Origin of the sequence: Enterobacter sp. SORGH_AS_0287 (genome assembly GCF_031453695.1) — a bacterium.
Classification (GTDB): Bacteria; Pseudomonadota; Gammaproteobacteria; order Enterobacterales; family Enterobacteriaceae; genus Enterobacter; species Enterobacter ludwigii.
The window spans coordinates 3,863,343-3,890,073 of record NZ_JAVIZW010000001.1 but is presented as its reverse complement, the minus strand read 5'-3'; the positions used below and the strand labels follow the sequence as shown (position 1 = coordinate 3,890,073).

The window sequence follows — 26,731 nt, the reverse complement described above, 5'->3', positions numbered from 1 at the left end:
GCATTCACTCTTTTATCAGACAGTGATTTTATCCACAAGTTCCAGGTGCAACGGTGAATAAATTACGCACAAATTGTGACATGGAGATGATAACAGGGGAAGAGACAACAGGGACGCTTTCCCTGCAGAGCGAACATCTCGGTGCAGGGAAAGATTATATCACGCTTTTATTAGTCGGGAGTAAAGTGACGTAAATGTTGCACGGTTGCCAGCCATGCTGCCACCCAGCCGATCATCGAGCACACCAGCAGCAGTAACAGGCACTCATCGAACCCTAAGCCGCTGATATCAAACTTCGTTCCGAAAACCTGCGCTACCTCGGTTACGGCAGAGGACAGCCGCATCACCAAAATTTCTGACAATATCAGTGAAAGAAATGCGCCGGAAAAACCGAGCAATGCGCCGCCGTACAGGAACGGACGCAGGATGAAGCCATCCGTCGCACCAATCAGTTTCTGCACGTTGATGGTGTCGCGACGCGCGAAAATGCTCAGGCGCACGCTGTTACCGATGACGAGGAAGACCGCCGCCACCATCAGCACACCAATCATCGCCGCCACGCGCCCTACCAGCCCGGTCAGCGCAGCAAGACGCGCAAACCAGCTGTCATCCATGCGCACTTCATCAATCCCGTTGATACGGGTGATGCGGTCACGCAGGGTGTTGAGCGAATCGGTCCCCTGGAAATCGAGTTTCGGGATCACCACCGCCACGGCCGGGAGGGGGTTCTCTTCAAGCATGTCCAGCGCACCGCCAAAGCCTGACCAGTTACGGAACTCACCCAGGGCTTCTTCACGAGAGAGATAATTCACTTTCTCTACGCCCTGTTCGGCCTGGATTTGCCCCACAACCTGCGCCGCCGCGTTATCGTCGAGCGCCTTATCCAGATAGACCGTGATCTGCGGAGAAGGATAGTACTGCGACGCCGCCTGGTTAACGTTTTTATAGACCATGTAGCAGACGCTTGGCAGCGTCAGGGAGATGGCAATCACCATCACCGTCAGGAACGTCGCCAGCGGTTTGCTTTTCAGGTCCTGCAACGCACCGTGGAAGGCATAACGCACCTGCTCGTTGAACACGTTGGTTTTGCGGGAGTTCGGCTTAGGCGCCGCTTTCGCACGCTTTGGCGCATTACGATTGCCGTCACCGCCGCCCTGCGGCTTACGGAAGCGGTCAAACCGGTTTCCGAACTGCCGAATCTGGTTTATTGCATCACGCTTATTCACCGAGGCCTCCGTGCAAATGACCGTCGCTCAGGGTCAGCATGCGGTACGAACGACGGGAAATCAGCCCGATGTCGTGCGTCGCCATCAATACCGTCACCCCAACGCGGTTAAATTCCTCAAACAGACGCAAAATCCCTTCTGACAGGGCGTCGTCCAGGTTACCGGTCGGTTCATCCGCCAGCAGTACCGCAGGTTTATTCACCACCGCACGGGCAATCCCCACACGCTGCTGTTCACCGCCAGACAGCTGGATCGGGAAGTTCTTCGCTTTGTCCAGCAGCCCGACTTTATCCAGCGCCGCAGAGACGCGACGACGGATATCATCATAGCTGGCACCGGCAATAATCAGCGGAATGGCCACGTTATCGAAAACGGTGCGATCCATCAGCAGGTGGTGGTCCTGGAAAATCATGCCAATCTGACGACGCAGGAACGGCACCTCACGGTTTTTCAGACGGCTAATATCATGGCCGCTGAACCAGATTTTCCCGGCGCTCGGCCGCTCGATCCCACAGATAAGCTTGAGCAGGGTGCTTTTCCCCGCGCCGGAATGGCCGGTCAGGAATGCCATCTCGCCTGGCTGCAGGTGGAATGTCACCCCCTGCAGCGCTTGTCTCCCACCGAGATAGGCCTTGCTGACGTGTTCAAAGCGAATCATTGTTAGTCCTCTCGGGCAAATAGTGCCTCAATAAAGTCGTCCGCTTTAAACGGACGTAAATCCTCAATACGCTCGCCCACACCGATGTAACGGATAGGAATATTGAACTGATCGGCCACGGAGAAGATCACCCCGCCTTTCGCGGTGCCGTCCAGTTTGGTCAGCGTGATCCCGGTCAGCCCTACCGCTTCATGGAACAGCTTCGCCTGGCTGATGGCGTTCTGCCCGGTGCTGGCATCAATGGTCAGCATAATTTCATGCGGTGCCTCTTCGTCCAGCTTCTTCATGACGCGGACGATTTTCTTCAACTCTTCCATCAGGTGCGCTTTGTTCTGTAAACGCCCTGCGGTATCGGCAATCAGCACATCCACGTTACGCGACTTCGCCGCCTGGATGGCGTCAAAGATAACGGAGGCGGAATCCGCACCGGTATGCTGCGCAATCACCGGGATGTTGTTACGCTGGCCCCAGACCTGCAGCTGCTCAACCGCCGCCGCACGGAAGGTATCACCTGCCGCCAGCATTACCGATTTGCCCTGCTGCTCAAACTGTCGCGCCAGCTTGCCGATAGTGGTGGTTTTCCCCACACCGTTCACACCAACCATCAGAATAACAAATGGCGTTTTGCCTTCAATATTAAGCGGTTCGTCAACTTTTGCGAGGATTTCGCCCATCTCGTCTTTCAGCAGACCGTACAGCGCTTCGGCGTCACGCAACTCCTTGCGGCTCGCCCCTTCGGTCAGACTGGCGATGATCTTACGGGTTGTTTCCACCCCAACGTCGGCGATCAGCAGTTGCTCTTCCAGCTCTTCAAAGAGATCGTCGTCGATCTTCTTGCCGCGGAACAGACTGATAAATCCGGAACCTAAGTTTTCTTTGGTTTTAAGCAGGCTACGCTTCAGGCGGGCGAAGAAACCTTCTTTGGTGGGTTTTTCCTGCTCCTGAGCAACCTCTTCACCCTGCTCTGGTTGCGCTTCCACCGGCACGACGATAACCGCTTCTTCCGCCGCGTCTGCCGCCAGCGCCTGGGCTTCCAGCTCTTCGTCGGTAAGCGCTGGCTCGTCTTGTGCTTCTTCTTCCACCGCCTCAACAATTTCGACGGTTTCTGCCTCGGCTTGCCACTCCTGCGCTGAAACCTCTTCGGCTTTCACCTCTTCCGGCAGCGGCAACGTTTCATGCTCGATAATCGCCTGCGGCGTATCGATAACGTCTTCTACCACAACGGGTTCTGGCTTCTCGCTTTCCTGAACCTGTTCGGTAACTTCCACCACCTCTTCAGCAAAGGCTTCGGTCTCTTCTTTGCTGTGCGCGTGCTCTTCCGCGTCGACAACGGCGGCAGTTTCTACCGGCGTTTCAGGCTGAGACTGCTCTTCAACGGCTTGTTGTTCTTCGGTTTTCTGCTCTGTTTCTTGCTCTTTTTCACCGAAGCCCAGCCAGGAAAAGAAGCCACGTTTTTTTTGTTTTGCCATCTGCGACTACACTCCTCGCGGCGCTATATACATGGAAGCTAAAAAAATGATGAAATAGTCTAACACTTTACTTAATTGACATCACCGCCCGCAATCGCAGGCCAATTGTTAACAGAGCTTTCCAGAGATGAAGAAACCCAACCGCGCCCCAGCCGGTCAAATTCGTATTATCGGCGGCCAGTGGCGAGGCCGGAAATTACCGGTGCCGGATAGCCCCGGACTACGCCCAACCACGGACCGCGTACGCGAAACGCTGTTTAACTGGCTGGCCCCCTCAATGGTGGATGCCCACTGCCTTGACTGCTTCGCGGGCAGCGGCGCGCTGGGTCTGGAGGCGCTGTCGCGCTATGCCGCCAGCGCCACGCTGCTGGAGATGGAGCGCGGCGTTGCGCAGACGTTGCAGCAAAATCTGGCAACGCTGAAAGCGACCAACGCCAAAGTAGTGAATACCAACACACTGAGCTTCCTCGCGCAAAAGGGCACGCCGCACAACGTGGTGTTTGTCGACCCGCCGTTCCGCAAGGGGCTGCTGGAAGAGACGTTATCCCTGCTGGAAAACAACGGCTGGCTGGCGGATGACGCGTTAATCTACGTCGAAAGCGAAGTCGAAAATGGTTTACCGCCGGTCCCGGTTCACTGGGATCTGCACCGAGAAAAAGTGGCAGGTCAGGTCGCTTATCGTCTGTATCACCGTCAGGCACAAGGAGAATCCAATGCCAGTACTGATTAATGTGGGACGTTTGTTGATGCTGGGCGTCTGGGCATTTCTGCTCCTCAATTTGGTGCACCCGTTCCCGCGCCCGATGAACATCTTTGTGAACGTGGCTTTTATCTTTACCACCTTCATGCACGCCCTGCAGATGGTGATGCTGAAAAACGGCCTGCCAAAAGACGGTCCGCAGATGACCGGCTGGCAGCAGCTGCGCGTGTTTATTTTTGGCGTATTTGAACTGCTGGTGTGGATGAAGAAATTTAAGGCCCAGGCGAAGAAGTAAGGCGCCTCAAGCCTCAGCCTACCCCTCTCCCTGCGGGAGAGGGAACATTACCGATCTGGCGTAAACCCTTCAAACCGCGACCCTTTGTAACTCAGCATCCCTTTTTCTCCCACCGTCAGTTGATGGTACTGCTGCGCCTCCAGACGGTAGGTCATCTCCAGCCCGCCGGTTTCCGGCTTAAAGCTCGCTTCATAGCGCATGGTGGCTCCCGCCGGCGTAACCTGCTGCTGGCGCGAGCGTCGGTCATTGAGGGCTTTCTCGCGTTTATTGCTTACCACCACGCGTTTTTGCATCAGCGGCGCGGCATCGTTGTCCGCCTTCTCACGGCGCTGCTGCACGAAACGAAAGGAGGCGGCAATGACGATAATCGCCACCACGATAACGAAAAAAAGCGGCATCTTGCTCATTCAAAAATCCCATCAGATTATACGGAATTCAGGATACCTTGCCTTCCCCGGCATTGCCAAACGCCTGCCCCCATCACTACACTGAATAAGAAACTGATTATTCAGACTCAACAGTTACAGGGAGTTAATATGCTTTGGTCATTTATCGCTGTCTGTTTTTCCGCATGGCTTTACGTCGATGCATCCTATCGCGGCCCTGCCTGGCAGCGATGGTTGTTTAAACCCGTCACGCTGTTGTTACTCCTGCTGCTTGCCTGGCAAGCGCCCATGTTTAACGCCGTCAGCTATCTGGTTCTTGCCGGTCTGTGTGCGTCCCTGATTGGTGATGCCTTAACCCTGTTGCCGCGACAGCGCCTGCTGTATGCCGTTGGGGCATTTTTCCTGTCGCATCTGCTTTATACCATTTACTTCGCCAGCCAGATGACGCTCTCCTTCTTCTGGCCGCTGCCGCTGGTGCTGCTGGTCATTGGCGCGCTGCTGATCGCGGTGATCTGGACGCGTCTGGAAGAGATGCGCTTGCCTGTCTGCACGTTTATCGCCATGACGCTGGTGATGGTATGGCTGGCGGGTGAACTGTGGTTCTTCCGTCCGACGGCACCGGCAATGTCCGCGTTCTTTGGTGCCACGCTGCTGTTACTCGGGAATATCGTCTGGCTGGGCAGCCACTATCGTCGCCGCTTCCGTGCGGATAACGCGATTGCCGCCGCCTGCTACTTTGCCGGGCACTTCCTGATTGTGCGTTCACTGTATATCTAAATAAGCCTTGACTCTGGAGTCGACTCCAGAGTGTATGCTGCGGTTAATGAGAAAATTATCATTACCGGAGACTGCCATGTCGACTCCAGAAACACCTAAAAAAGTTCCACAATTCTCGGCACTTAAGCTCAGCCCTGTTCCCGCGAAGGACGACTGCTGCTGCGACGGCGCATGCGAAACGCAAAACACGCTGCCGCTCCCGGAAAGCGCAAACCGTTACAGCTGGGTGGTCAACGGTATGGACTGCGCGGCCTGCGCCCGTAAAGTCGAAAACGCGGTAAAACAGGTCCCCGGCGTCAGCCACGTCCAGGTGCTCTTCGCCACCGAGAAGCTGCTGGTCAGCGCCGATAATGACATCAGCACGCTGGTTGAAGCCGCCGTCAGTAAGGCCGGTTACAGCCTGCGCAGCGAAACCGCACCTGTCGAAAAGACGTCAGCCCTGCGAGAAAACCTGCCCATTATCACCCTTGTCATCATGATGGCCCTGAGCTGGGGTCTGGAGCAATTTAACCACCCGTTCGGTAACCTGGCGTTCATCGCCACGACGCTTGTCGGACTGTTCCCGATTGCCCGTCAGGCCGTGCGGCTGATGAAAAGCGGAAGCTGGTTCGCCATCGAAACGCTGATGAGCGTGGCGGCGATCGGCGCGTTGTTTATCGGCGCGACGGCGGAAGCGGCCATGGTGCTGTTGCTGTTCTTAATTGGCGAGCGCCTTGAGGGCTGGGCGGCGAGTCGGGCACGGAAAGGGGTCAGCGCGCTGATGGCGCTGAAACCGGAAACCGCAACGCGGGTGACGGGCAGCGAACGCCAGACGGTGGCAATTAACACGCTGCGCCCGGGTGATGTGATTGAGGTCGCCGCCGGCGGGCGTCTGCCTGCGGACGGTGAACTGCTTACCGCCACGGCGAGTTTCGATGAAAGTGCCCTTACTGGCGAGTCGATTCCGGTTGAACGCTCAGCGGGCGAGAAAGTGCCTGCAGGCGCCACCAGCGTCGATCGTCTGGTACAACTCACGGTCCTCTCCGGACCGGGTGAGAGCGCCATCGACCGCATCCTGAAGCTGATAGAAGAGGCCGAGGAGCGTCGCGCACCCGTTGAGCGCTTTATCGATCGCTTCAGCCGGATCTACACCCCCGCCATCATGCTGATCGCCCTGCTGGTGACAATTATTCCACCGCTGTTCCTGGGCGCAGCCTGGGAGGGCTGGGTTTATAAAGGTTTGACGTTGCTGCTGATTGGTTGCCCGTGTGCGCTGGTGATCTCCACGCCGGCGGCCATTACCTCCGGCCTGGCGGCCGCGGCGCGTCGTGGAGCGCTGATTAAAGGCGGTGCGGCGCTGGAGCAGCTGAGCCAGGTGCAACATATCGCCTTCGATAAAACCGGTACGCTGACGGTGGGTAAACCGCAGGTCACGGGCATTTATCCTCAGGAGGTCAGTGAAAATACGCTGCTCGCCCTGGCCGCTGCCGTCGAACAAGGCTCCACCCACCCGCTGGCACAGGCGATAGTTCGCGAGGCGCAGTCGCGTGGGCTGGACATCCCTGCCGCCACCGCACAGCGGGCGCTGGTCGGGTCCGGGATTGAAGCCGACGTTGAAGGGAATAACGTCCTGATCGTTGCCGCGAATACGTTTCCGGCGGCCGGGCTGAGCCAGCCAGTCCAGGCGCTGGAACAGGCCGGGCAAACCGTGGTGATGGTGGTGCAAAACGGCGTGGCGATAGGGATGCTGGCACTGCGTGACACCCTGCGTGACGATGCAAAAGACGCCGTCGCCGCGCTGCATCAACTGGGCGTGCAGGGGGTGATCCTCACCGGGGATAACCCGCGATCCGCGGCAGCGATTGCCGGTGAGCTGGGGCTGGCGTTTAAAGCCGGGTTATTGCCTGCGGATAAAGTGAGCGCCGTAACGGAACTGAACAATCATGCACCACTGGCAATGGTGGGTGACGGCATCAATGATGCCCCGGCGATGAAAGCCGCCACCATTGGCATTGCAATGGGCAGCGGCACCGACGTGGCGCTGGAAACCGCCGACGCGGCGCTCACCCACAACCGCCTGACCGGGCTGGCGCAGATGATTGCTCTGGCGCGCGCCACGCGGGCCAATATCCGTCAGAACATCGGGATTGCGCTGGGCCTGAAGGGGATTTTCCTGGTCACCACGCTGCTCGGTATAACCGGCCTGTGGCTGGCTGTGCTGGCGGATACCGGCGCGACGGTACTGGTGACGGCGAACGCGCTCCGCTTATTACGTCGACAATAACACGAGATGCCCTCTCCCACCGGGAGAGGGCGGAAAACGGCGTTACTGCATCCCTAACACGCGCGGCAGCCACAGCGAGATGGCCGGGATGTACGTCACCATCGCCAGCACTACCAGCAGCATGCCGTAAAACGGCAGCATGGCGCGAACCACATGCTCGATTTTCTGTTTACTTACCGCGCTCGCCACAAACAGCACCGAACCGACCGGCGGCGTAATCAGCCCGATCCCCAGGTTCACCATCATGATCATCCCAAAATGCACCGGATCGATGCCCAGCGAATTGGTTACCGGCAACAGCACTGGCGTCAGGATCAGGATGATCGGTGCCATGTCCATTAACGTGCCGATCAGCAGCAGCATGATGTTGAGATACATCAGGATCACGTACTTGTTATCGGAGAGTGAGGTGAAGAACTCGGTGATACGGCTCGGGAGCTGCATGTAGGTCATCACCGCGCCAAACGCCGCCGCAAAGCCAATCAGTATCATCACGATGGTGACGGTTTTCACCGTCCTGCACATCAGCTTCGGCAGCTCGTTCCATTTATAGTCCCGGTAGATAAACATGGTGACAAAGAACGCCCACAGACAGGCCACAGCAGCGGATTCCGTTGCGGTAAATATCCCGGACAGTATCCCGCCGAGAATAATCACCACGGTCATCAGCCCCCACAGCGCGTCCAGCGTGATTTTCAGCGCCTGCTTAAAGGGAATTTTTTCCCCTTTCGGGTAGCCACGTTTGCGGGCAAAGCCCAGACACATTGCCATCAGGCTTACGCCGAGCAGCAGCCCTGGCAGCACCCCCGCGATAAACAGCGTCGCGATAGAGACCGTCCCGCCTGCCGCGAGGGAATAAATTACCGAGTTGTGGCTGGGCGGGATCAAAATCGCCTGTACCGACCCGCTGGCGGTCACCGCCGCCGCATAATCGCGCGGATAGCCCTTCTTCTCCATCTCCGGGATCATTACGCTGCCAATGGAGGCCGTATCCGCCACCGACGAGCCGGAAATCGCGCCGAAGAACGTGGAGGCCACAATATTCACCAGCGACAGCCCACCGCGAATAAAGCCAACAAACACGTAGGCGAAATTGACCAGCCGTCGGGCAATCCCCCCTTCCGCCATAATCGCACCCGCGAGAATAAAGAAGGGGATCGCCAGCAGCGTGAATTTATTCACCCCGCTGGTTATCTGAATCATCAGCGCCTCGAGGGGTAAATCTATCCACAATGCGCCCGCGACGGCGCTTAGCCCGACGGCAAAAGCCACCGGCATCCCCAGCGCCAGCAAAATGGCGAGGGTGAATAACAAAACGAATGCATCCATTGTTCACCCCTTAACTGTGGTTGCCGATCAGCACGACGGGACGGTTTTCCTGCGAGCCAAACAGCAGGCGCTCAATCACAAACAGGATCAGAACGGCAGAGCCCACCGGCAGCGGCAGATAGCTCTCGCCGGAGGTCAGGACCGGAAATTCGGCGACCGGTTGCTCCCAGAGTTCGACGCACAGCCAGTAGCTGTACCAGAACATCAGGCCAGCGATCAGCAGCATCAGCAGATCAACGGCCCGTGCGCAGACGGTTTTTAACGGCCCGGGCAGCCGGTCGGTGAGCATATTCACCGCAATGTGCGAACCGGCACGGTAGCTGACCGCCGCGCCGATAAAGGTGAAGGTCACCATGCAGATGATGGCAACCGGCTCCGGCCAGGATTCACCGCGGTTAAGCACATAGCGCGAAAAGATGCCGATGGGGATTACAATCGTCATCACCAGCAGCGAGATGCCCGCCACGGCCATCGCCAGCAGGTAGAGACGGTCCATCCACTTCAGATAGAGTTCGGACATACGTACTCCGGTTACTTGACGTCAGCGATGGCTTTCATTAGATCCTGATGCTTTTCGCCATACTGGGCGCGCACCGGCTCTGTGGCTTTGATAAATACCGTTTTGTCGATCTCGTGGAACTGCACCCCGCCAGCCTTCATTTTTTCCAGCGCCTGGGCGTTATAGGCTTCCCACAACTTACGTTGTTCAAACTGGGCTTCACGGGCCAGGGTCAGGATCTTTTTCTGCTCGTCGGCGCTGAGTTTGTCCCACTTCACTTTTGAGTAGAGCAGCATTTCCGGGGTGATAAAGTGGCCGCTGAGGGTGTAGTTTTTGGCGACCGGCATATAGTTATGCGCGACATAGGTCGGTGGATTATTCTCCGCGCCGTCAATCACGCCGGTTTGCATCCCGCTGTAAACTTCGCTCACCCCCATTGCCACCGCGTTAGCACCCATATCTTTGAGCGTCGCCAGCGCCACCGGACTGCCCTGTACGCGGATTTTCTTCCCTTTCAGATCGTCGGGTTTAACAATCGGATCTTTGGTGATCAGGTTGCGGGTGCCGGAGTCCATCCAGCCGAGGAACACCAGTCGTGATTTCGGGTTGGCAGTTAGCTTATCGCCAATTTGCTTGCCGATATCCCCGTCGATCACTTTGTGCATGTGGTCTTCATCGCGGAAAACGTAGGGCAGCGTGAAGACTTCGATATCGGGCAGGATGGCCGCCACCGGCGCCATCGAGACGCGGATCATATCGATCGCCCCCATCTGCGCCTGCTCAATCATCTGTTTTTCATCCCCCAGCACGCCGCCGGGGAAGACCTTGATCTCCAGCTTGCCGTCGGTTTGTTGTTTGAGTTTTTCACCCATTTGCTGAACCGCCACCACGTTCGGGTAGCCTTCAGGGTGCACATCGGCGGCTTTGATGGTTTGCGCAGCGACGGAGCAGGCAAAAGCGGAGAGGCACAGGGCGGCCAGTAACGGCTTGAGGGTCGTTTTCATCGGGTCAACTCCAGGGTAGTGAGATAAGCGTTAAAACAGTGTTTTATTTTTGTACGCTTAAAAACTAGACTACGGCCGGAAAAGCGGAGGTGAAGCGCCTCACAAAAGCGTGAAATTTTGAAACGATGGTTTAGAAAGGTTTTCTCCCTCTCCTTGTGGGAGAGGGTCGGGGTGAGGCCATCAGGCCGCACTTACCCCTTACGGATCACATACCGGTACGGCAGCGTTTCGGTCTGCTGTGCCACCAGCTCATGTTCCATAAAGGTACAAAAACCGGGAATGTCACGGGTGGTGGCGGGGTCGTCGGCGATGATCAGCAGCGTCTCACCGGTCTGCATGTTGCGCACGGTTTTACGTACCATCATTACCGGCTCCGGGCAGCGAAGGCCCTGAGCATCAAGGGTGTGGTCTGGGCTGGAAAACAGATCGGTCATGTTCTTCTCGGTCAGGTAAAAACGGCTGTAGTTTACGCCCCATCGTCGGCAATGCAACCAGGTTAACGATTGCGTAAAAACTAACCATTGCAATGTCCGGCCAAAGCAGTATCATGCTGCGGTTTTTATTGGGTTCCCTCACCCCAACGTATAAAAAGGTTACAACATGATGCAGTTTTCTGATTCGCAGCGCGTTAAAGCGTTGTTCTGGCTTTCGCTTTTTCATTTGCTGGTGATTACCTCCAGCAACTATCTGGTGCAACTCCCGATCTCCATCTTTGGTTTTCATACCACGTGGGGCGCGTTCAGTTTCCCGTTTATTTTTCTCGCCACTGATTTGACCGTGCGTATTTTCGGCGCACCGCTGGCTCGCCGCATTATTTTTGCGGTCATGCTGCCGGCGCTGTTCATTTCGTACGTGATCTCTTCCCTGTTTTATATGGGAAGCTGGCAGGGGTTCGAGGCATTAACGCACTTCAACCTGTTTGTCGCCCGTATCGCCTCCGCCAGCTTTATGGCCTACGCGCTGGGGCAGATCCTCGACGTTCACGTGTTTAACCGCCTGCGTCAAAATCATCGCTGGTGGATGGCACCCACGGCGTCCACGTTGTTCGGCAACGTCAGCGACACGCTGGCCTTCTTCTTTATCGCATTCTGGCGTAGCCCGGATGCATTTATGGCCCAGCACTGGATGGAAATCGCCCTTGTGGACTACTGCTTCAAGGTGCTTATCAGCATTGTGTTCTTCCTGCCGATGTACGGCGTCCTGCTGAATATGCTGCTGAAAAGACTCGCAGATAAATCTGAAATCACAGCATTGCAGGCTGGTTAAGGGTTCGCTTTATCAGTTGTGATAAGATGAACCAATCAGCCGTTATGGCCGTTTATCGAAAGGAAGAAGTTAATGCGCAATCTGGTTAAATATGTCGGGATTGGCCTGCTGGTTGTGGGCCTTGCAGCCTGTGATAACAGCGACACGAAAACGCCTGCTCAGGGCGCGTCTGCAGAGAGCAACGCCACCGGTCAGCCGGTGAGTCTGCTGGACGGTAAACTCAGTTTCTCTCTGCCGGCAGATATGACTGACCAGAGCGGCAAGCTGGGTACCCAGGCGAACAATATGCACGTTTACTCCGATGCAACCGGGCAGAAAGCCGTCATTGTGATTGTGGGCGACGACACCAGCGAAGACCTGGCCGTCATGACCAAACGTCTGGAAGATCAGCAGCGCAGCCGCGATCCGCAGCTGCAGGTCGTGACCAATAAATCTATCGAACTGAAAGGCCACACGCTGCAACAGCTGGACAGCATCATCTCAGCAAAAGGCCAGACCGCTTACTCTTCCGTGGTGCTTGGCAAGGTCGATAACAAACTGCTGACCCTGCAGATCACTCTGCCGGCGGAAAATCAGCAGAAAGCGCAGACGGCTGCTGAAAACATCATTAACACCATCGTGATCCAGTAATTCTTCACGATGATGACGTGGCCTCCGGTGCCTGCACCGGGGGCCATTTTTTTAGCCGCCATGTCAGCATCAATGCGATAACCACCAGACCCGCCGCGGCAAGATAGATTACCGGTACCCCTGCCCACGCCATCACCAGCCCCGCCAGCGGCCCGGTAATGCCCAGCGACATGTCCATAAACACCGTGTAGGTCGCCAGCGCCGCCCCCTGGTTCTGCTGCGGCACGGCTTTTACCGCGACCACGCCGAGTGCCGGGAAGACCAGCGAAAAGCCAGCGCCGGCGAGGAAAACGCCCATTTTCGCCATCCACGGTGCGGTGGCAATCCCGGTCAACACCAGCCCGACAATCTCTACCGCAAAGCAGATCAACGCCACATTCAGTCCCCCCAGACGGTTGATACCGTTCGGGAAGAGCAAACGCGCGCCGACAAACGCACAGCTAAACAGCGTCAGGGCAAAGGCTGCGCCGTCCCAGCCTTTGGCGTCATAGAAGAGAGTAATGAACGTGGCGATCACGCCGAAGCCGGTGGTTGCCAGCGCCAGCGCCATACCATAAGGCCAGACGCGCCCCAGCACCGCCCTGAACGGCAGCGGCTTGCCTTTGCTGGCCTTCACCTTCGGGCGCGGCAGGGCAAACAGAATCGCGAGCAGCGCGACGACCATAATGGTGATAGCCAGCCCGGATAGCCCGCCATAGGCATAACAGATCACCCCCAGCGGTGCGCCCAGTGCCATCGCGCCGTAGGTGACGATACCGTTCCAGGAGATCACCCGGCCAATATGGGACGCACCCACCACACCCACGCCCCACAGCGTCGAACCGGTACCCGCCAGACTTTGTCCGATACCCAGAATCACTCGCCCCAGACAGAGCAGCGCCAGGCTGACCAGCGGCCAGTGGCTGGTGGTGGCGGCCAGCAGGTAGCCCAGACCACTCAGAAAACAGCCGCAGAGCCCCACAACGACGATGCGCTTTGGCCCAAACAGATCCGCATAGCGCCCGGCATGCGGGCGGCTCAGGAGCGTGGCGAAATACTGCAGGCTGATGACCAGCCCCGCCCAGAATGCGCTAAAACCCATGACGTCATGGACATAGCCCGGCAACACCGCCAGCGGCAGGCCAATCGTCAGATAACTGGCGAAGTTAAAAATCACAACGGAAACAATGCGCAGATTGAGGCGCAATCCGCTCAGCGCCGGTTCGGCGGCATGCTCTGGCATGGGGTTTAACCTGAATTTTTACAACAGTGTTTCACTATTACCACGGCAGGATAAGAAAATCAGCACTGACTTTCAGATTATCGGCTCCAGACGAAGCGGCCGCCGGGCACTACACTTAACGGGCTATCACATTAAGGAACCCGCATGATACCGAACCAGTCCGACAAAGCAGGACTTCACATCTTATTAAAACTCGCCTGCCTGGTGGTTATCCTCGCAGGTATCCATGCTGCCGCTGACATCATTGTCCAGCTCCTGCTGGCGCTCTTTTTTGCCATTGTGCTTAATCCGCTGGTGACCTGGTTTTTGCGCCGGGGCATCAGCCGTCCGGTGGCCATTACTATCGTGGTCATCGTGATGATGATTGCCCTGACGGCGCTTTTCGGCGTGCTCGCGGCGTCGCTCAGTGAATTCTCCACCATGCTCCCGCAGTACAACAAAGAGCTGACGCGTAAGATCGTTTCGCTTCAGGAGATGATGCCTTTTCTTAACCTGCATATCTCACCCGAGCGGATGTTACGCCGCATGGATTCAGAGAAGGTCATGACCTACGCCACCACCCTGATGACCGGCCTTTCCGGCGCGATGGCCAGCATCCTGCTGCTGGTGATGACGGTGGTGTTTATGTTGTTCGAAGTCCGCCATGTTCCTTATAAGCTGCGCTTTGCGCTGAATAACCCGCAAATTCATATTGCGGGTTTACACCGCGCCCTGAAGGGCGTGTCCAAATATCTGGCCCTGAAAACGCTGTTAAGCGTCTGGACCGGGGTGATTGTCTGGCTGGGACTGATGCTGATGGGCGTGCAGTTCGCGCTGATGTGGGGCGTACTGGCTTTTCTGCTGAACTACGTACCCAACATCGGCGCGGTGCTTTCCGCTGTGCCGCCGATGATTCAGGCGTTTCTGTTCAATGGCTTTTACGAGTGCATGCTGGTGGGGGCGCTGTTCCTGGTCGTGCATATGGTACTGGGCAATATCCTTGAGCCGCGCATGATGGGCCACCGTCTCGGAATGTCGACGCTGGTGGTGTTCTTGTCGTTGCTGATCTGGGGATGGCTGCTGGGACCGGTCGGGATGTTACTGTCAGTCCCGCTGACCAGCGTGTGTAAGATCTGGATGGAAACCACCAAAGGTGGCAGCAAACTGGCGATCCTGTTGGGTCCCGGGCGACCGAAAAGCCGTCTGCCGGGATAACGGGTCCCACAACGCGTAACTGTGCAACATACCGAAAATTACCGCGACGCTCACCGCGCGGTAATTTTCATTTTCGGTAAGGAGGATTTCGCGTTATTTATCCCGCCCTAATAAATGAATTGTCATGCAAATATTTATTTAACGCAAATTACATGACATATAATTCTCACCCTTTCGTTTCAATGCATTACACCTCCCCTCGCGTAAAATAAATACCCACTTTTATATCGACAAAAATTATCCTCATTAGCGATAATACCCCGCCAAAATATAATTTTTTAAAATTACTGATTTAAATTGTTATTATTGATACGGAGTTGTTGATGAAAAAGATCATTAAATGGTTTGCTGCTGTTGCTGTCGTCGGCGCACTGGTCGGTTGCGCGCGTACCGCCCCAATCGATCAGGTTCACGCTACTGTCAGTACAGGCCACACCGCTGAGCAGGTGAAAACCGCCATTCTGAAAGCAGGCCAGAAGCGCGACTGGATCATGAGCGAAGCAGGCCCGGGCGTAATTAAAGGCCGTCTGCAGGCACGCGACCACTCGGTCGAAATCCGTATTCCTTATTCTGCGACAAGCTATTCAATTAATTACGAAAGCAGTATGAACCTGAAAGCCGCCGACGGTAAAATCCACAAGAACTATAACCGCTGGGTTCATAACCTCGACCACGATATTCAGATGAACCTCTCTGCAGGCGCCGCGCTGTAATATTTTCCTCATGTCGGGCCGACATGGCCCGATAACGTTTTTCTCGGCCTCATAAGGTTACGCACGCATGTACGAAAAGGACACCCTCAACGCGCTGGACGCCATTACCGAAGCGCAACGCATCGCTTTTGCGCCGATGCTGTTTCAGACCGCGCGTTGTCTGCGTAATTCGGGCGTGCTTTCCTGGCTGGATAAAAAAGGGAAAACAGGGGCAAGTCTCGAGGAAATAACCGAAAACAGTACCCTGAGCAGTTATAGCGTAAGCGTATTGCTGGATATGGGATTAAGCGGGCGGATCGTTACCTGTAAAGAAGGGCGCTATTTCCTGGCAAAGGTGGGCCATTTCTTATTGCATGACACCATGACCCGCGTGAATATGGATTTCACGCAGGATGTTTGTTACCAGGGGTTATTCCATCTGGCCGATGCCCTGCAGGAAGAAAAACCGGCGGGATTATCCGTGTTTGGCAACTGGCCAACCATCTATCCGGCATTATCACAATTACCCGCGCAGGCAAAAGAGAGCTGGTTCGCTTTTGATCATTACTATTCTGATGCCGCTTTCGACGCGGCGCTGCCATATATATTCGCAAGCTCGCCGACAAAATTGTACGATGTGGGCGGAAATACGGGTAAATGGGCGTTACGCTGCTGCCGCTATGACGACAATGTTGCCGTGACGATCCTTGACCTGCCACAGCAGATAACGCTGGCGCAGGAAAACATCGAAAAAGCAGGTTTATCTCATCGCATTGGCTTCCATGCTGTCGATATGCTTAGTCATGCGACATTGCCGGGTGAAGCCGATATCTGGTGGATGAGCCAGTTCCTGGATTGTTTCTCTCCGGACCAGATTGTCGCCATGTTGACTCGCGTTGCACAGGCTATGAAGCCCGGCGCGCGACTGTGCATCATGGAACTGTTCTGGGATGCCCAAAAATTTGAAGCCGCCTCATTCAGCCTGAATGCTACCTCGCTTTATTTCACCTGTATGGCGAACGGCAACAGCCGGTTTTACAGTGTAGAGAAATTTTATCACTACCTGGAGCGGGCCGGTTTCCACGTAGAACAGCGGCTGGACAACCTTGGGGTAGGTCATACCCTATTGATTTGTCAAAAAATTGAACAATAGAGCAGTTGAACTGCCCGGCAGGCTTGCCTGTCTTTTAATGATGGTTTTCCGCGGACGCGCGTAGATGAAATTTTCACTGAACATAATTGACTGGCAGGCAAGAGCGCCAGGCCTGAGCGATGCCGCAGAGTGGCAGGCGTGGTCACGCCAGCACCTTACCCTCGACCCGGCTGCGCCGCTGCCTAAGCTTACCGAACTGCCGATGATGACCGCGCGCCGCCTCAACTCGGGCAGTAAGCTGGCGGTAGACCTTGGACTCACCCTGCTTCGCCGCCACACGATTGATGCCGTTGTCTATTCCAGCCGTCATGGCGAACTGGAGCGTAATTTCCGCATCCTGCACTCCCTGGCGACCGGTCAGGCCGTCTCGCCGACAGACTTTGCCATGTCCGTGCACAATTCGGCGGTGGGCAACCTGACGATCACTGCGCGACACCCCATCGTCTCGTCTTCTGTTTCTGCCGGGCTGGACACCTTCCAGCAGGCATTATGTGAAGTGTTGAGCCTGCTTCAGGCGGGCTATTCCCGCGTCTTGCTGGTCGATTTTGACGGCGCCCTGCCCGATTTTTATCATCCGGGTTTACCGCCGCAGATGCCTACCTGGCCCTACGCACTGGCCCTGGTGATTGAAGCCGGGAGCACACTGCAGTGCGAAACCCGCAGCGGCAGCACGGGTGAAGAACCTCCCCTGCCGCAGAGCCTGATGTTCCTGCAACGGTACCTCCGCGATGAACGGCAGTTTGTGGTTTCAGGCGAACGTCTGCTGTGGCAATGGACACGCGAATGAGCCGCCTGACTGCCCGTATCAACTGGTTATGGCGTCTGATGATGACCGGCTTCTGCTTCGTGCTGTTTGGCACGGGCGGGTTGCTGCTGTCGCTGGTGTGGTTCAATCTGCTGTTGCTGGTTCAGCGCGACCGCGCCAGACGCCGTCGCCTGGCGCGTCGCAGTATCGCGGCCAGCTTCCGCTTTTTCTTACATGTCGCCCGTGGCACCGGGGTACTGGACTATCGCATTCACAATCTTGACGCCCTTCGCGGGGATCGCGGTTGTCTGGTGGTGGCCAATCACCCGACGCTGATTGATTACGTGATCCTGGCGTCCGTCATGCCCGAAACCGACTGTCTGGTGAAAAGTGCGTTGCTTCGCAACCCCTTTGTCAGCGGCGTCATTCGCGCAGCGGATTACCTGATTAACAGCGAAGCGGAAACGCTCCTCAGTGCAAGCCAGCAGCGTCTGGCCCAGGGCGACACGCTGTTAATCTTTCCGGAGGGCACACGAACCCGGTCGGGAGAGGCAATCTCCCTCCAGCGCGGCGCGGCAAATATTGCCGTGCGCTGCCACAGCGACCTGCGCATCGTGGTGATCCACTGCAGCGAACCTCTGCTGGATAAAAAAAGTCACTGGTACGACGTACCGCCCGTAAAACCTGTTTTCACCGTAGATGTTCGCGATCGCGTGAATATCGACGCTTTTTACGATGCAAAGACACAAGAACCGGCACTGGCGGCAAGGCAGTTAAACCGGCATCTGCAGCATCGATTAACATCAGGCCTTCAATCTTTGTCAGGAATTAATGATGCAAGCGCTTCATCTTGAAATTAAAAATCTCATCATCACCACGCTGAATCTGGACGAGCTCACCGCCGAGGATATCGATACCGATGCTGCGCTGTTTGGTGATGGACTGGGTCTCGACTCTATCGACGCCCTGGAACTTGGCCTGGCCGTGAAAAACCAGTATGGCGTGGTGCTGTCTGCCGAAAGCGAAGAGATGCGTCAGCACTTCTTTTCCGTCGCCACGCTGGCTTCTTTTATCAACGCTCAACGCGCCTGAGATGTGATCCGTTATGACTGAACAAGAAACCATTTATCAGGAAGTCTGCGAACTCCTGGCTACGCTGTTTGAACTCGACCCACAGGAAATCACGCCTGAGGCTCGCCTGTACGAAGATCTGGATCTGGACAGTATCGATGCAGTGGACATGATTGTTCACCTGCAGAAGAAAACGGGGACGAAAATCAAACCGGAAACCTTCAAATCTGTCCGTACCGTGCAGGATGTGGTTGACGCTGTCGCTCAGCTTTTGCGCGACGAGTAAACCACCGTGCCTGGAGGACGAGCGTTTCCGGCGATCCCACTCCTGACGGGAGTCGTGTTGCTGGCGTGGCCATTCCTGATTGGATTGGGGCTGACGCACAACGGTCTGCACTGGCTGTTGCCGTTGATGGCCCTGGTGCTGGTGCTGCGTCTGCATCAGGCGCGGCGAAACGCAGGCCCGATGCGGTATGTGGTGCAGTGCATTGCGCTGGCAGGCCTGGCGCTCTGCGCGGCAAGCTATCTGCTGAAAGCGCACCAGTGGCTGCTGCTCTATCCAGTGGTGGTTAATCTCGTGATGCTGGCCGTGTTTGGCGGCTCACTGTGGACAACCATGCCGCTGGTTGAACGGCTGGCACGTCTGCGTGAACCGAATTTGCCTCCGGCGGGTGTGCGATATACCCGTAAGGTGACGCTGGTGTGGTGCGGATTTTTCCTCGGTAACGGTGCGATAGCCCTGTTTACCGTGCTACACGGCGATATGCATGTCTGGACAGTGTGGAACGGTATGGTGGCTTATTTTCTGATGGGCACGCTGATGGCGACAGAGTGGCTGGTGCGTCAACGGGTGATGAAAAAAGAGAAGCTCGATGAATAAACCCCTCCCGCTGGGCCAGTGGTTAAATGCTCCACGCCCTGACGACACGCCGATCGCCTGGTTTGACGATCGCACCTGGACGCTGGGTGAGTTGCGCCACGATGTCACCTTGCTGGTAGAAGCATTGCGACAGCAGGAGGGTGAACGCTGGGCGCTGTGCTTTGAAAACAGCTACCTGTTTATTGTTGCGCTGCTGGCCTCACTGCATTCCGGTAAAACCCCGGTCATTCCAGGCCATAGCCGGGTCTCTCTGCTCGACGAACAGCAGTCGCTGTTTAGCGGTGTCCTGAGCGATCAGACGCTGGATATTCAGGGAAAGGTCATTGTGGTGACCTCCTCCCCTCAGCGCGCGTGCCAATGGGCACCGTTGCCCGTCATTGACGACGCGCGCTTTGTTGAACTCTTTACCTCGGGCTCCACGGGCACCCCGCGCCGGGTCATTAAACACATCGCCAGCCTGGACCGTGAAGCATGCCTGCTGGCGAACCGTTTTGGCGAACGCCTGGCGGGCTGCAGCATTGTGGCCTCGGTCGTACCACAACATCTCTATGGCCTGACGTTCCGCATCATGTTGCCAATGGCGATGGGGCTTCCGCTGCACGCCGCCATGCTTTATTACGCTGAGCAGCTGGCGGCACTCCCTCACGACAGGCAGTACCTTTTTATCAGCAGTCCGGCGTTCCTGAAACGGCTGGATACCGAGCTGACTGCCCCTCCCGTCGTGATGCTGATCTCCGCTGGGGGAATGCTGCCCTGGTGCGATGTCACGGAGACCCATGGCTGGCTTAACGTCTGGCCGGATGAAATCTATGGCAGCACCGAAACCGGGATCCTCGCCTGGCGGCACCGTCAGGCGGACAGCGTACCCTGGTTCGCCTTCCCCGGTGTGGTGTTCCACAGTGAAGGGGAAATCTGCCGCGTGACCTCCCCGCTCATTCACGAAGCCGCAGGGTTAGAGCTGGACGATATCCTGCACTTCGACAGTAACGGTTTTTTTAGCATTGCCGGACGTCGTGGTCGGGTGGTCAAAATCGAAGAAAAGCGTATCTCACTGAACGAGATTGAACGTCGCCTGCTGGAGCTTGAGGGCATATGTGAAGCCGCAGCGTTACCGGTTACTCGCGGAGGTCGTCAGGGTATAGGTGTCCTGCTGGTTCTGGATGAGAAGACCCGTCAGCGCTGGCATCAGCAGGGCAAAAAAACGCAGGAACTGGCCTGGCGCCGCGCCCTGCGGCCCTGGCTTGAACCGGTCGCCGTCCCCCGCTACTGGCGCATTATCGATGAGATGCCGGTAAACAGTATGAATAAGCGTGTCTATGCGCAGTTACAGGAGTTGTTTCATGAAAATTCATGAAATCGAACGCCACCAGGCACAGCCGCAGCACCTGGAAATCGTTTTGCATCTTGACCCCTCCCTGTTCTGGTTCCAGGGGCATTTTGCCGTACAGCCGTTGCTGCCAGGTGTGGCACAGATTGACTGGGTCATGCACTACGCCACCACGCTGCTGGCGCCGGGTTACCGTTTTCACAGCATCCAAAATGTGAAATTCCAGGCCCCTCTGCTGCCGGATACCACGGTCACGCTGGTCCTTAACTGGCATGCCGAACGTCAGATACTGACCTTCAGCTACCAGCGCCATGCCGGTGACGATCGCCATACTGCCAGCAGCGGGAAGATTCGCCTGTGTCAGTAACCTTCCGCCCCTGCGTGCTGATCCCGTGCTACAACCATGGCGCGATGATGGCAAAAGTACTGTCGCGGCTGGCGCCGTTCGGCTTGCCCTGCCTGGTGGTCGATGACGGAAGTGACGAGCAGACGCGCCGCATTCTGGAGCGTCTGGCCGCCGGGCAGCCCCAGGTTACGCTGGTACGTCTGGCGCAAAACGCAGGTAAAGGTGCCGCGGTCATTAAGGGGCTGGAAGAGTCTGCCCGCGCGGGCTATACCCACGCCGTACAGGTGGATGCCGACGGCCAGCATGCTATTGAGGATATCCCCAAAATGCTGGCTCTGGCTGAGCGTCACCCGGAGGCGCTGATTTCTGGCCAGCCCATTTACGATGATTCCATTCCGCGCTCCCGCCTCTACGGTCGCTGGATAACGCACGTGTGGGTATGGATTGAAACCCTGTCCCTGCAACTTAAAGACAGCATGTGCGGTTTTCGGGTCTACCCGGTCTCGCCCACGCTGCAGCTGGCCGCACGTGTGCCGCTTGGCAAACGTATGGACTTTGACACCGAAGTGATGGTCCGTCTCTACTGGCAGGGCAATACCAGCTATTTTCTGCCGACCCGCGTTACCTATCCGCCGGACGGGTTATCCCATTTCGACGCGCTCAAAGACAACGTGCGGATCTCGCTGATGCACACCCGGCTGTTCTTCGGCATGCTGCCCCGCATTCCCGCCCTGCTGTTTCGTCGCCGCCGCCAGCACTGGGCGCAGCAGGACGAGGTGAAAGGCCTGTGGGGAATGCGCCTGATGCTGCGCGTCTGGCAGCTGTTTGGCCGCCGGGCCTTTACCGTGCTGCTGTGGCCGGTTATCGGAGTGTACTGGCTTACGGCCGGACCGGCGCGACAGGCTTCACAGCAGTGGACAGCACGAGTGAAGCAGGTGCTGACGCAGCGGAACATGCCTGTTCCGCCACGCCTTAACAGCTTTTTCCATTTTATGCGCTTCGGTAACGCCATGCTGGATAAAGTCGCCAGCTGGCGCGGCGAACTGAAGTTTCATCGTGACGTGGTCTTTGCTCCCGGTGCGTATGACGTGCTGGATGCTGACGCATCGCAAGGCAAACTGCTGCTCGCATCGCATCTTGGCGATGTGGAAGCCTGCCGGGCACTGGCTCAGCTGGAAGGCAGCAGAGTCATCAACGCGCTGGTCTTTAGCGATAACGCGCAGCGCTTTAAACAGATCATGACCGAGATGGCCCCCCAGGCGGGGGTTAACCTGATGCCCGTGACGGACATTGGGCCGGATACCGCCATCGCCATCAAAGAGAAGCTTGAGCGCGGTGAATGGGTCGCCATTGTGGGCGATCGCATAGCGGTCACGCCACAGCGCGGCGGCGACTGGCGGGTGATCTGGAGTTCGTTTATGGGACAGCCCGCCCCGTTCCCGCAAGGGCCGTTTATTCTCGCCTCCATTCTGCGCTGCCCGGTGGTGCTGATTTACGCCCTGCGTCAGCAGGGTGCGCTCACGATACACTGCGAGCCGTTTGCCGACCCGCTGCTTCTGCCACGCGGGGAGCGCCAGCAAGCGCTGCAACAGGCCGTCGATCGCTATGCACAGCGGCTTGAGCATTACGCCTTAATGTCACCGCTCGACTGGTTTAATTTTTTCGATTTCTGGCACCTGCCGGATGCCAAAGAGAAGGAGTAAAGGGTGCTGACCGATCCCCGCTTTACGACCGAAGTAGAAATCACCGTTCCGTTCCACGATGTCGATATGATGGGCGTGGTCTGGCACGGCAACTATTTTCGCTACTTTGAGATTGCCCGCGAGGCGCTGCTCAACCAGTTTAACTACGGCTATCGCCAGATGAAGGCGTCAGGCTATGTCTGGCCGGTAGTCGATACCCGGGTGAAATACCGCGATGCGGTGACCTTTGAGCAGCGCATCCGTGTGCGCGCGCACATCGAAGAGTATGAAAACCGTCTGCGCATCGCCTATCAAATTTTCGACGCGCAAACCGGTAAACGCACCACCACCGGCTATACCATCCAGGTGGCCGTCGAAGAAGCCAGCCGTGAAATGTGCTTTGTCAGCCCGGCTATATTGTTTGAACGAATGGGAGTTACGCCATGAAATGGTTGCCTGTGCTAGCACTGATGATCAGCCCGCTGGTGAGCGCCGTAACGCTGGATGAGCTGCAGCAGCGGTTTACCGGGCAACCTGTCGTGCGCGCGCATTTCGAACAGGTCCGGACGATTAAGGATCTGCCGCAGCCGCTGCGCTCGCAGGGCGAAATGTTGATCGCACGCGACAGCGGCCTGCTGTGGGATCAAAAAGCGCCTTTCCACATGACGTTGTTGCTGGATGATAAACGGATGATCCAGACGATCAACGGCCAGCCTCCGCAGACCATCACCGCCGACAATAATCCGCAGATGTTCCAGTTCAACCACCTGCTGCGGGCGCTGTTCCAGGCTGACCGCAAGGTGCTGGAAGAGAACTTCCGCATCGATTTTCGCGATCTCGGCGAAGGCCGCTGGTCGCTGGTGCTGACCCCCACAACGACACCGCTGGACAAAATTTTCGCTACCCTCGATCTGGGCGGCGCGACCTACCTTGAGACGATTCGCCTCAACGATAAGCAGGGCGATCGTACCGATATCGTCCTTTCCCGCCACACACTGACGCCCGCCAGCCTGACCGATGACGAACGCCAACGCTTTGCCGCACCGTAAATCCCTGCGCCCGGCGCTGCTGTGGGCGACGGTATGCCTGATTCTGTTGGGCGTGTTGCTGTCGCTGCTGCCCGGCGCGCGCCTGAACAGCAGCGTACTGGCTATGCTGCCGAAGCAGACGCTCGGGGCAATCCCGCCGGCACTCAACGACGCGTTTATACAGCGTCTTGACCGCCAGCTTGTCTGGCTGGTCAGTCCCGGTAAAGAACCCGATCCGCGGGTGGCGCAGCAGTGGCTGGATCTGTTGAAAAACAGCCATTCGCTCAGGGAGGTTAAAGGCCCGATGGACGCCGCCGGGCAAAAGGCCTGGGGCGAGTTCTTCTGGCAGCATCGCAACGGCCTGATTGATTCGGCCACCCGGGCCCGCCTGCAAAACGGCGGTGAGGCACAGGCGCAGTGGATTTTATCCCAGCTTTACTCGGCCTTTTCCGGCGTGAGTGGCAAAGAGTTGCAAAACGATCCCCTGATGCTGATGCGCGGCTCGCAGCTGGCGCTGGCGCAAAACAGCCAGAAGCTACGGCTGATGGACGGCTGGCTGGTTACCCAGGATGCCAGTGGAAATTACTGGTATATGCTGCACGGTGAGCTGGCGGGATCATCGTTTGATATGCAGCAAACCCATCAGCTGGTAACCACCCTTACCGCCCTGCAGGAGACGCTGAAAACACGCTTTCCGCAGGCGCAGCTGCTCTCACGCGGTACCGTGTTTTACAGTGATTACGCCAGCCAGCAGGCAAAACGGGACATCTCCACGCTGGGCATCGTCACGATCCTTGGGGTTATCCTGCTCATCCTGGCAGTGTTTCGTTCCCTGAAACCCCTGCTGCTGTGTCTGATTTCCATTGCCACAGGTGCGCTGGCGGGCACGGTGGTGACGCTGCTGCTGTTTGGTGAACTGCATTTGATGACGCTGGTGATGAGCATGAGCATCATCGGAATTTCAGCGGATTACACGCTCTATTACCTGACCGAACGCATGGTGCACGGCGCAGAACATTCCCCGTGGCAAAGCCTGGCCAAAGTGCGTAATGCGCTGCTGCTGGCGCTGCTGACGACCGTTGCCGCCTACCTGATTATGATGCTGGCCCCCTTCCCCGGGATCCGCCAGATGGCGGTGTTTGCCGCGGTGGGGCTGAGCGCCTCCTGCCTGACGGTGATTTTCTGGCATCCCTGGCTGTGCCGTGGTTTGCCGGTGCGCCCGGTTCCGTTTATGGTCCTGATGTTGCGCTGGCTGGCCGCCTGGCGACGCACTAAAAAACTCTCTGTGGGCCTGCCTGTGGTACTGGCGCTGGTCTCGGCTGCCGGGCTTGCCACCCTGAAGGTCAACGACGATATCGCCCAGCTACAGGCGCTGCCCAAAGACATTCTGGCGCAGGAGAAAACCATTACCGCCCTGACCGGGCAAGGTGTCGATCAGAAATGGTTTGTGGTGTATGGCGCATCGCCGCAGCAAACGCTGGAACGGCTGGAAGCCTTTACCCCGGCGTTAGCCCAGGCCCAAAAAGCGGGGGATATTACCCGCTGGCGGACCCTGCCCTTAAATTCGCTGGCGCGCCAGAAAAGCGATCTGCTGCTGTTGCAGCAGGCCGCGCCGGCCATAACGAACGCGCTGCGAAACGCGGGGCTGAGCACCGTCACACCGAATCTGAATGCCATGCCCGTGAGCGTGGAGGCGTGGCTCGCCAGCCCGGCCAGCGAAGGCTGGCGTCTGCTGTGGCTGACCCTGCCTGACGGCGAAAGCGGTGTGTTAGTGCCGGTGGACAACGCCCGGAACAGCGCCGCACTCAGCGAAGTAGCCGCCCGTCATGCGGGCGTCGTCTGGGTCGATCGCAAGGCCAGTTTTGACAGCCTGTTTGCGCTCTACCGCACGTTGTTAACGGGACTCTTATTTGTCGCGCTGGCGGTGATTGCCTGCGGGGCGATGGTACGCCTCGGCTGGCGAAAAGGGCTTATCAGTCTGGTCCCGTCCGTGCTGTCGCTCAGCTGCGGGCTGGCCGCGCTGGCCGTCACGGGGCATCCGGTAAATCTGTTTTCACTGCTGGCGCTGGTCCTGGTACTCGGCATTGGCATTAACTACACGCTGTTTTTCGGCAACCCGCGCGGTACGCCGCTGACGTCGATGCTGGCCATCACGCTGGCGATGATGACCACGCTGCTGACGTTAGGCATGCTCGTGTTCAGCACCACGCAGGCCATCAGCAGCTTCGGTATTGTGCTGGTGAGCGGCATTTTTACCGCCTTCCTGCTGGCGCCGCTGGCGATGCCTGTTAAGAAAGAGAGAAAACGAAAATGAATGCTTTTTACCGCGCAGCCGCGCTGGTCGCGACGCTGCTGCTGGCAGGCTGTAGCCATTCGACCGATACTGAAGGGACACGTCCGCAGGCCTGGCTTCAGCCGGGAACCCGAGTGACGCTGCCGCCGCCCGGTATTACCCCGGCGGTCAGTTCGCAGCAGCTGCTGACCGGAACCTTCAACGGACAAACGCAGTCCCTGCTGGTCATGCTCAACGCGGATGATCACAAAGTGACGCTTGCCGGGCTCTCTTCCGTCGGTATCCGTCTGTTCCTGGCGACTTACGACGATACCGGGATCCACACCGAACAGTCGATCGTTGTGCCGCAGCTGCCTCCCGCCAGCCAGGTACTGGCCGATGTGATGCTCAGCCATTGGCCACTCAGCGCCTGGCAGCCACAACTGCCAAAGGGCTGGACGCTTAAAGACAAGGGCGATCGGCGCGAGCTACGCAATGCCAGCGGCAAGCTGGTGACTGACATTGTCTACCTGCAACGCAAAGGCAAGCGCGTGCCAATCAGCATCGAGCAACACGTCTTTAACTACCACATCACCATTCAATATCTGGGTGACTGA

General features: G+C 57.2%; 30 protein-coding genes. 21 read left to right on the top strand and 9 right to left on the bottom strand.

Annotated features, from left to right (window positions below; all coding sequences use genetic code 11):
* Positions 1–170: 170 nt before the first annotated feature.
* Genes ftsX through ftsY form a run of 3 tightly spaced genes read right to left on the bottom strand, consistent with a single transcriptional unit; the run spans position 171 to position 3,353 of the window.
* Entirely contained in the window at positions 171–1,226 is a 1,056-nt protein-coding gene (ftsX, locus tag QE396_RS18435) for a permease-like cell division protein FtsX (RefSeq protein ID WP_014172012.1), read from the bottom strand.
* Positions 1,219–1,884 carry a cell division ATP-binding protein FtsE gene (gene ftsE / locus QE396_RS18430; protein ID WP_014172013.1) on the bottom strand — a complete coding sequence of 222 codons (666 nt, stop codon included), beginning with the start codon at positions 1,882–1,884 and terminating at the stop codon, positions 1,219–1,221. Before ftsE ends, ftsX begins: the two co-directional genes overlap by 8 nt.
* Before the next feature lie 2 nt (positions 1,885–1,886).
* Positions 1,887–3,353 carry a signal recognition particle-docking protein FtsY gene (gene ftsY / locus QE396_RS18425; RefSeq protein WP_020884542.1) on the bottom strand — a complete coding sequence of 489 codons (1,467 nt, stop codon included), beginning with the start codon at positions 3,351–3,353 and terminating at the stop codon, positions 1,887–1,889.
* Between the two features lie 127 nt (positions 3,354–3,480).
* On the opposite strand from ftsY, the gene rsmD reads away from it, so the two are divergent.
* Positions 3,481–4,083, top strand: coding sequence for a 16S rRNA (guanine(966)-N(2))-methyltransferase (rsmD, locus tag QE396_RS18420; protein WP_020884541.1), 603 nt, complete (start codon positions 3,481–3,483; stop codon positions 4,081–4,083).
* Positions 4,067–4,348 (top strand): DUF1145 family protein, encoded by a 282-nt coding sequence (locus QE396_RS18415; protein ID WP_014172016.1) that lies wholly within the window; start codon positions 4,067–4,069, stop codon positions 4,346–4,348. Before rsmD ends, QE396_RS18415 begins: the two co-directional genes overlap by 17 nt.
* A 47-nt stretch (positions 4,349–4,395) precedes the next feature.
* Here the strand turns inward: QE396_RS18415 and QE396_RS18410 are convergent, their stop codons facing one another.
* A complete protein-coding gene (locus tag QE396_RS18410) occupies positions 4,396–4,755 on the bottom strand; it encodes a DUF2500 domain-containing protein (protein ID WP_014172017.1) in 360 nt (119 codons plus the stop codon).
* A gap of 129 nt (positions 4,756–4,884) precedes the next feature.
* Between QE396_RS18410 and QE396_RS18405 the strand changes: the two genes are divergently transcribed.
* The gene (locus QE396_RS18405; RefSeq protein ID WP_014172018.1) at positions 4,885–5,511 is read left to right on the top strand and encodes a lysoplasmalogenase; all 627 of its coding nucleotides are present in this window, start codon (positions 4,885–4,887) and stop codon (positions 5,509–5,511) included.
* A 76-nt stretch (positions 5,512–5,587) separates the two neighbouring features.
* Entirely contained in the window at positions 5,588–7,774 is a 2,187-nt protein-coding gene (gene zntA / locus QE396_RS18400; protein ID WP_047366226.1) for a Zn(II)/Cd(II)/Pb(II) translocating P-type ATPase ZntA, read from the top strand.
* Positions 7,775–7,816: 42 nt separating this feature from the next.
* Here zntA and QE396_RS18395 read toward each other — a convergent pair whose 3' ends face one another.
* From QE396_RS18395 to tusA, 4 genes are all read right to left on the bottom strand, one after another.
* The gene (locus QE396_RS18395) at positions 7,817–9,103 is read right to left on the bottom strand and encodes a TRAP transporter large permease (protein WP_014172020.1); all 1,287 of its coding nucleotides are present in this window, start codon (positions 9,101–9,103) and stop codon (positions 7,817–7,819) included.
* Positions 9,104–9,113: 10 nt separating this feature from the next.
* Positions 9,114–9,623 carry a TRAP transporter small permease gene (locus QE396_RS18390; RefSeq protein ID WP_014172021.1) on the bottom strand — a complete coding sequence of 170 codons (510 nt, stop codon included), beginning with the start codon at positions 9,621–9,623 and terminating at the stop codon, positions 9,114–9,116.
* A gap of 11 nt (positions 9,624–9,634) precedes the next feature.
* Positions 9,635–10,606, bottom strand: a complete 972-nt coding sequence (locus tag QE396_RS18385; RefSeq protein ID WP_014172022.1) for a TRAP transporter substrate-binding protein — start codon at positions 10,604–10,606, stop codon at positions 9,635–9,637.
* 191 nt (positions 10,607–10,797) lie between these two features.
* Positions 10,798–11,040, bottom strand: coding sequence for a sulfurtransferase TusA (gene tusA, locus QE396_RS18380; RefSeq protein ID WP_020884537.1), 243 nt, complete (start codon positions 11,038–11,040; stop codon positions 10,798–10,800).
* A 166-nt stretch (positions 11,041–11,206) separates the two neighbouring features.
* On the opposite strand from tusA, the gene QE396_RS18375 reads away from it, so the two are divergent.
* Entirely contained in the window at positions 11,207–11,872 is a 666-nt protein-coding gene (locus QE396_RS18375; RefSeq protein WP_020884536.1) for a 7-cyano-7-deazaguanine/7-aminomethyl-7-deazaguanine transporter, read from the top strand.
* 72 nt (positions 11,873–11,944) lie between these two features.
* Positions 11,945–12,502 carry a DcrB family lipoprotein gene (locus tag QE396_RS18370; RefSeq protein WP_014172025.1) on the top strand — a complete coding sequence of 186 codons (558 nt, stop codon included), beginning with the start codon at positions 11,945–11,947 and terminating at the stop codon, positions 12,500–12,502.
* Positions 12,503–12,506: 4 nt separating this feature from the next.
* Here QE396_RS18370 and QE396_RS18365 read toward each other — a convergent pair whose 3' ends face one another.
* Entirely contained in the window at positions 12,507–13,724 is a 1,218-nt protein-coding gene (locus QE396_RS18365) for an MFS transporter (protein WP_309951974.1), read from the bottom strand.
* A gap of 144 nt (positions 13,725–13,868) precedes the next feature.
* On the opposite strand from QE396_RS18365, the gene QE396_RS18360 reads away from it, so the two are divergent.
* The 15 genes from QE396_RS18360 to QE396_RS18290 all read left to right on the top strand — a co-directional run bounded on the left by QE396_RS18360 (position 13,869) and on the right by QE396_RS18290 (position 26,731).
* Positions 13,869–14,918: an AI-2E family transporter gene (locus tag QE396_RS18360; protein ID WP_014172027.1), complete on the top strand. Its 1,050-nt coding sequence runs from the start codon at positions 13,869–13,871 to the stop codon at positions 14,916–14,918.
* A gap of 323 nt (positions 14,919–15,241) precedes the next feature.
* Positions 15,242–15,631, top strand: coding sequence for a hypothetical protein (locus tag QE396_RS18355; protein WP_049022907.1), 390 nt, complete (start codon positions 15,242–15,244; stop codon positions 15,629–15,631).
* A 67-nt stretch (positions 15,632–15,698) separates the two neighbouring features.
* Positions 15,699–16,763: a methyltransferase gene (locus QE396_RS18350; protein WP_044858008.1), complete on the top strand. Its 1,065-nt coding sequence runs from the start codon at positions 15,699–15,701 to the stop codon at positions 16,761–16,763.
* 64 nt (positions 16,764–16,827) lie between these two features.
* Positions 16,828–17,550: a beta-ketoacyl synthase chain length factor gene (locus QE396_RS18345; RefSeq protein WP_025202836.1), complete on the top strand. Its 723-nt coding sequence runs from the start codon at positions 16,828–16,830 to the stop codon at positions 17,548–17,550.
* Positions 17,547–18,362 carry a 1-acyl-sn-glycerol-3-phosphate acyltransferase gene (locus QE396_RS18340; protein ID WP_025202835.1) on the top strand — a complete coding sequence of 272 codons (816 nt, stop codon included), beginning with the start codon at positions 17,547–17,549 and terminating at the stop codon, positions 18,360–18,362. Before QE396_RS18345 ends, QE396_RS18340 begins: the two co-directional genes overlap by 4 nt.
* Positions 18,343–18,600 carry a phosphopantetheine-binding protein gene (locus QE396_RS18335; RefSeq protein WP_020884530.1) on the top strand — a complete coding sequence of 86 codons (258 nt, stop codon included), beginning with the start codon at positions 18,343–18,345 and terminating at the stop codon, positions 18,598–18,600. Before QE396_RS18340 ends, QE396_RS18335 begins: the two co-directional genes overlap by 20 nt.
* 13 nt (positions 18,601–18,613) lie before the next feature.
* A complete protein-coding gene (locus QE396_RS18330) occupies positions 18,614–18,865 on the top strand; it encodes an acyl carrier protein (protein ID WP_014172033.1) in 252 nt (83 codons plus the stop codon).
* A gap of 6 nt (positions 18,866–18,871) precedes the next feature.
* On the top strand, positions 18,872–19,459 hold the full coding sequence (locus QE396_RS18325; RefSeq protein ID WP_014172034.1) for a hypothetical protein: 588 nt from the start codon (positions 18,872–18,874) through the stop codon (positions 19,457–19,459).
* Positions 19,452–20,813, top strand: coding sequence for an AMP-dependent synthetase (locus tag QE396_RS18320; protein WP_309951967.1), 1,362 nt, complete (start codon positions 19,452–19,454; stop codon positions 20,811–20,813). The genes QE396_RS18325 and QE396_RS18320 overlap by 8 nt, the downstream gene beginning before the upstream one ends.
* Positions 20,800–21,153, top strand: coding sequence for a beta-hydroxyacyl-ACP dehydratase (locus QE396_RS18315; protein WP_020884527.1), 354 nt, complete (start codon positions 20,800–20,802; stop codon positions 21,151–21,153). The genes QE396_RS18320 and QE396_RS18315 overlap by 14 nt, the downstream gene beginning before the upstream one ends.
* Entirely contained in the window at positions 21,144–22,835 is a 1,692-nt protein-coding gene (locus tag QE396_RS18310) for a glycosyltransferase (RefSeq protein ID WP_020884526.1), read from the top strand. Before QE396_RS18315 ends, QE396_RS18310 begins: the two co-directional genes overlap by 10 nt.
* A 3-nt stretch (positions 22,836–22,838) precedes the next feature.
* Complete coding sequence (locus QE396_RS18305; protein WP_014172038.1) at positions 22,839–23,261, top strand: thioesterase family protein; 423 nt, start codon at positions 22,839–22,841, stop codon at positions 23,259–23,261.
* On the top strand, positions 23,258–23,863 hold the full coding sequence (locus tag QE396_RS18300; protein ID WP_020884525.1) for an outer membrane lipoprotein carrier protein LolA: 606 nt from the start codon (positions 23,258–23,260) through the stop codon (positions 23,861–23,863). Before QE396_RS18305 ends, QE396_RS18300 begins: the two co-directional genes overlap by 4 nt.
* Entirely contained in the window at positions 23,832–26,156 is a 2,325-nt protein-coding gene (locus QE396_RS18295; protein WP_020884524.1) for an MMPL family transporter, read from the top strand. The genes QE396_RS18300 and QE396_RS18295 overlap by 32 nt, the downstream gene beginning before the upstream one ends.
* Positions 26,153–26,731 (top strand): DUF3261 domain-containing protein, encoded by a 579-nt coding sequence (locus tag QE396_RS18290; protein WP_014172042.1) that lies wholly within the window; start codon positions 26,153–26,155, stop codon positions 26,729–26,731. Before QE396_RS18295 ends, QE396_RS18290 begins: the two co-directional genes overlap by 4 nt.